Source organism: Aeromonas finlandensis, assembly GCF_000764645.1.
Classification (GTDB): Bacteria; Pseudomonadota; Gammaproteobacteria; order Enterobacterales; family Aeromonadaceae; genus Aeromonas; species Aeromonas finlandensis.
Window position 1 is genome coordinate 1 of the sequence record NZ_JRGK01000305.1, and the last position, 4480, is coordinate 4480.

4 protein-coding genes are annotated in these 4480 nt (G+C 58.5%); 1 reads left to right on the top strand and 3 read right to left on the bottom strand.

Annotated elements, in window-relative coordinates:
* A partial coding sequence (locus LD28_RS0118970) for a patatin-like phospholipase family protein (protein WP_033138480.1) occupies nt 1-972 on the bottom strand: 972 nt, incomplete at its 3' end.
* A gap of 82 nt (nt 973-1054) precedes the next feature.
* Nucleotides 1055-1627, bottom strand: a complete 573-nt coding sequence (locus tag LD28_RS0118975; RefSeq protein ID WP_033138481.1) for a phasin family protein — start codon at nt 1625-1627, stop codon at nt 1055-1057.
* 263 nt (nt 1628-1890) lie between these two features.
* Between LD28_RS0118975 and LD28_RS0118980 the strand changes: the two genes are divergently transcribed.
* Nucleotides 1891-3864, top strand: coding sequence for an SDR family oxidoreductase (locus LD28_RS0118980; protein ID WP_033138482.1), 1974 nt, complete (start codon nt 1891-1893; stop codon nt 3862-3864).
* 90 nt (nt 3865-3954) lie between these two features.
* On the opposite strand, the gene LD28_RS0118985 is transcribed toward LD28_RS0118980, so the two are convergent.
* Nucleotides 3955-4480: alpha/beta fold hydrolase (locus LD28_RS0118985; protein WP_033138483.1), on the bottom strand; the 526-nt coding region annotated here is incomplete at its 5' end.

Sequence of the window (4480 nt, forward strand, 5' to 3'; positions counted from 1 at the left end):
GGTATGCTGGTAAGCGTGCTCGCAGAGGCGGCGGCGATCCCGATAGCTGAACACATTGGTGAAGAACATCTCGCCATCGGCGGAGGAGGGTTCAAACAGCAGGGCGTCGGCGTCGGGATATTGGTGTTTGTAGCGATCCATCCCCACATGCATGCGGGAGTGGATGATGGCGCGAAAAGTCTGGGCCAGCACCACCGGCAGGCCGCTGTCCACCAGATTGGTCGGCTCTCCGGGTGCCATATCAGCATCAAACGGCACCAGTGGATTGATGCAGAAGACCAGATCCGCCCCCTCCTGCAGTGCCACCGAGGCGTGCAGGGTTTTGATCAGTGCACCGTCCACATAGTAACGGCCATTGATAAGCGAAGGAGGAAAGAGCCCGGGCAGGGCGGCCGAGGCCTGCACAGCCGCGGAAATGGGGACATCATCAAGCCCCGGACTACCGAACGCAACCGGATGACCGGTGTCGAGCTCGGTGGCCACCACAAACAGCCGGCTGCGCAGTTGGCGAAAATCGTTGCTGCGGCCGGGACGAGCAAAAAACTGCCTCAGGATGCGATCCACCCCGCGGTTGTCAAACAGCCCGGTCGGGATAGCTTTGGAAAGGCCCTGCAGCGATTCAAACAGGCTGCGCTTCCAGGGCGCCGCCAGATAGTGGGTCAAACTCTGCCATGCCAGCGGCGGGATAGAGGTCAGACGGTCGGCATATTCACCAAAGGCGGGGCGCAGCAGGGTCGCGGGGTCAAATATCTCTCCCGAGTCATCGCTGAGCAGGATCCGCACCAGCTTTTCGGACGAGATCCCGTTGGCCAGCGCCGACGCCACCACAGCGCCCGAACTGACGCCAACATACATATCGGCATGTTCAAGCCGCAGACCGCTGATGCTGTCGGAGAGCGCTGCGCAGGCACCGATCTCGTAGATGCCACCGAGCGGCCCGCCGCCAGCAAGGGCAATTGCGATGGTACTCATAACGTCGCCTCCCTATCCATGGAAAAACCGGCCCAGCGAAGGGCATGGGCCGGTATCAACTACCTTCTTTCACCGCGAGGGATCAGGGCAGGACGCTTTCCGCTTTGGCCTTCACCTCTTTCACCGCATCTTCGGCGGCAGAGAGGAGATCGGCTGCCTGCTCAACGACGGCTTCGCTGGCTTTGGCGATCGGCGCTTTCTTTACCGGCGGCTTTCTGGCTGCGGGCTTTTTGGCGGCAGCCGGTTTGGCTTCTGCGGCAGGGGCCTCTTCTTCCTGCGCATCCAGCAGTTGCTGTACCACGTCGGTCAGCTCGGCCATGCGTTTGGAGAGCTTGTCGATATCCTTGCGGGTCGGGATACCCAGGCTGGCGACAGCGCGGGCAACGCGCTCTTCGAATACCTGCTCCAGACGACCCCAGGTATTGGCAGTCTTGTCGGTCACTGCGGCAATTTTTTCGTCAGCGCTCTGACGAGTTTTGGCTTGCAGCGCTTCACCTTCTTGCACCAGCGCTTCAAAAATTTTGCCGCCCTCTTCCTGCGCTTTGGCGTAGGCACCCAGACCCGCCAGCCAGATCTGCTGAGTGGACTCTTTGATGGTGGAGGTGAGTTGGTTGTCGGTCACTGAACTCGCCAGCGCTTTGAGTTTTTTAGCCATGATCTTCTCCTTGAATAACGACAGTTAAACGTAATGGCGACAACAACAACGGCAATCCGGTTGTGGCATTACTGATTTTTCAACTCCAGTCTAGGGACAAAAAATAGAGGGTTCTACCTAATAACGAAATAGGGAATGAGCTGAATTTAGGGATGGCTCACGAACCGGCAATCTGATTGCAGATTTCCATATGAATCGTGATATATCTAACGGTAAGTAATAGCCGAATCAGTAACAGCCAAATCAGTAACAGGATTTACTTCATGAACTATTTCATTACAGGCGGTAGTGGCTTTATCGGGCGTCGATTGGTCAAAAAACTTTTTCAGCAGCATCCCGACTGCACCATCTATTTCCTGATGCGTCCTTCCCATCAGGAAAAATTGTCAGAACTGTTGTCATTCTGGGATGTGGATGCATCCCGTGCTGTCGCCATCTCCGGCGATTTGACGCAACCCATGCTGGGGGTCTCTGGCGAGATCCAGGAACAGTTGCTCGGCCAGATTGACCACTTTTTCCATCTTGCAGCCATTTATGACCTCAACGCCAAAGCGGGGATCCAGCAGCAGGTCAACACCGAAGGGACCCGTCAGGCGGTACAACTCGCTGAGCGACTCCATGCCCGTCAGTTCCATCACTGCAGCTCCATCGCAGCGGCAGGTCTGTTTGATGGTCTGTTTCGGGAAGATATGTTCGATGAGGCCGAGCACCTCGACATGCCCTATTTCCAGACCAAGCATGAAGCCGAGGGGATTGTACGTAACGAATGCACCCTCCCGTGGCGCATCTATCGGCCAGGCATTGTGGTCGGGGATTCCAACACCGGCGAGATGGATAAAATTGACGGCCCTTATTACTTCTTCAAGACCATCCAGAAACTGCGCCGTCTGCTGCCGCCCTGGATGCCTGCCATCGGGGTAGAGGGGGGCCGCATCAATATCGTGCCGGTCAACTTCGTGGTCGATGCAATGACCCATATCGCCCATCAGGAAGGGGAAGAGAACAAAACCTTCCACCTGACCGACCCCAATCCTATGCGGGTAGGGGATATGCTCAGCACCTTCTCCCGCGCCGCGCATGCCCCTGAACCGGCGATACGCATCAATGCGTCCCTCTTTAACTTCATTCCCCGCCACCTGACGGCCATGCTGATGACCATGGCGCCGGTACGCCGTATTCGCGATGCCGCGATTGCTGACCTGGGGTTGCCCAAAGATGTGTTTCGCCTGATCAGCTATCCCACCCGTTTCGACAGCCGCGAGACCCAGCGTCTGCTGAAAGGGACGGGGATCGAAGTGCCGCCACTGCACAGCTATGCCTGGCGGTTGTGGGACTACTGGGAGCGCCATCTCGACCCCGAACTCTTTATCGATCGCTCCCTGCGTGGTCGGGTTGAGGGCAAAGTGGTGCTGGTAACCGGCGCGACCTCGGGCATTGGCCGTGCCACCGCACGCAAGCTGGCGGGGGCAGGGGCCATCGTGGTGACCATTGCCCGTGATGAGCAGAGGATCGCCGAAACCCAGGCCGAGTTTGCCGAGTTGGGGCTCACGCTGCAGATCTATCAGGGCGATCTCGCCGATCTGGCCCAGGGGGAGGCGATCACCCGGCAGATTGTGGAGGACCACGGCGGGGTGGATATTCTGGTCAACAACGCCGGTCGCTCCATTCGCCGCTCCATCGAAGACTCCTTCGAGCGTTTCCACGATCTGGAGCGCACCATGCAGCTCAACTATTTCGGGGCACTCAAGGTGATCATGGGGGTACTGCCCGCCATGATTGAGAAGAAGAGAGGACACATCATCAACATCTCCTCCATCGGGGTGCTGACCAATGCGCCGCGCTTCTCCGCCTACGTGGCCTCCAAGTCGGCGCTCGATGCCTGGGTGCGAACTGCCGCGTCCGAGTTTGCCGACAAAGGCGTCTGCTTCTCCATCATCAATATGCCGCTGGTGAAAACGCCCATGGTCGCGCCAACCAAGGTCTATGAGCAGGTACCGATGATGACGCCGGAAGAGGCGGCTGATCTGGTGTGCGATACCATCATCAACAAGCATGTACGACTGGCGACTCGCCTCGGGGTGTTCGGTCAGGTGGTTCATGCCCTGGCGCCGCGGGTCGCGCAGGTGATCATGAATACCAGCTTCCGCACCTTTGCCGATCCCAAGGATGGCGACAAGTCCAAGGCGACCGCCGATCAAGTTGCCGTCTCCACCCTGATCAAGGGCATTCACTTCTAACCGGGTGATGCGATAAAGAGATCAACAGGGGCCTGAGCAATCAGGCCCCTGTTTTATTTGGAATAACGGTTGAAGAACGATTAAGGAAGGTCAGGTGCGGGCCAGCAGGCCAAGCAGCAGATCGGTGGTACGGCGAGAGTAGAGCAGAGAGAGGTGGCCAATGGCGGGCAGCTCGATATCTTCCATCCCCGCCAGTCGTTGCCGCTCCTGCGGCATCACCACGTTGTCATGGCTGGTGCGTACTGATATGCCCGGAACACAGAGGGGCACCGAGGCGATACGTTGCAGCCAGCCGGAACCCGGCTCCATCTCGCGGGCATTGGCACCTAGCCCAAGCGCGGCCAGCTGACTCCCTTGATGAGGGGTCGCCAGGGTAATAAGGCGCGCGACCTTGTCACCGCCATGGACAGCCAGATAGTCGCGGCAGACCAGCCCGCCCATGCTGTGACCGACCAGCACCAGTTTGTCGGCCCCGGTGTGTGCCAGCACATCGTTAATCCGGGTGGCCAACAGCGGCACCATCTCATCGATATGACCAAACGGCGGCATCAGGGTAATGGTGGCGACCACATGACCCGCGGCTTCCAGTCTGGCACGCTGGGTACGCCAGATCCCG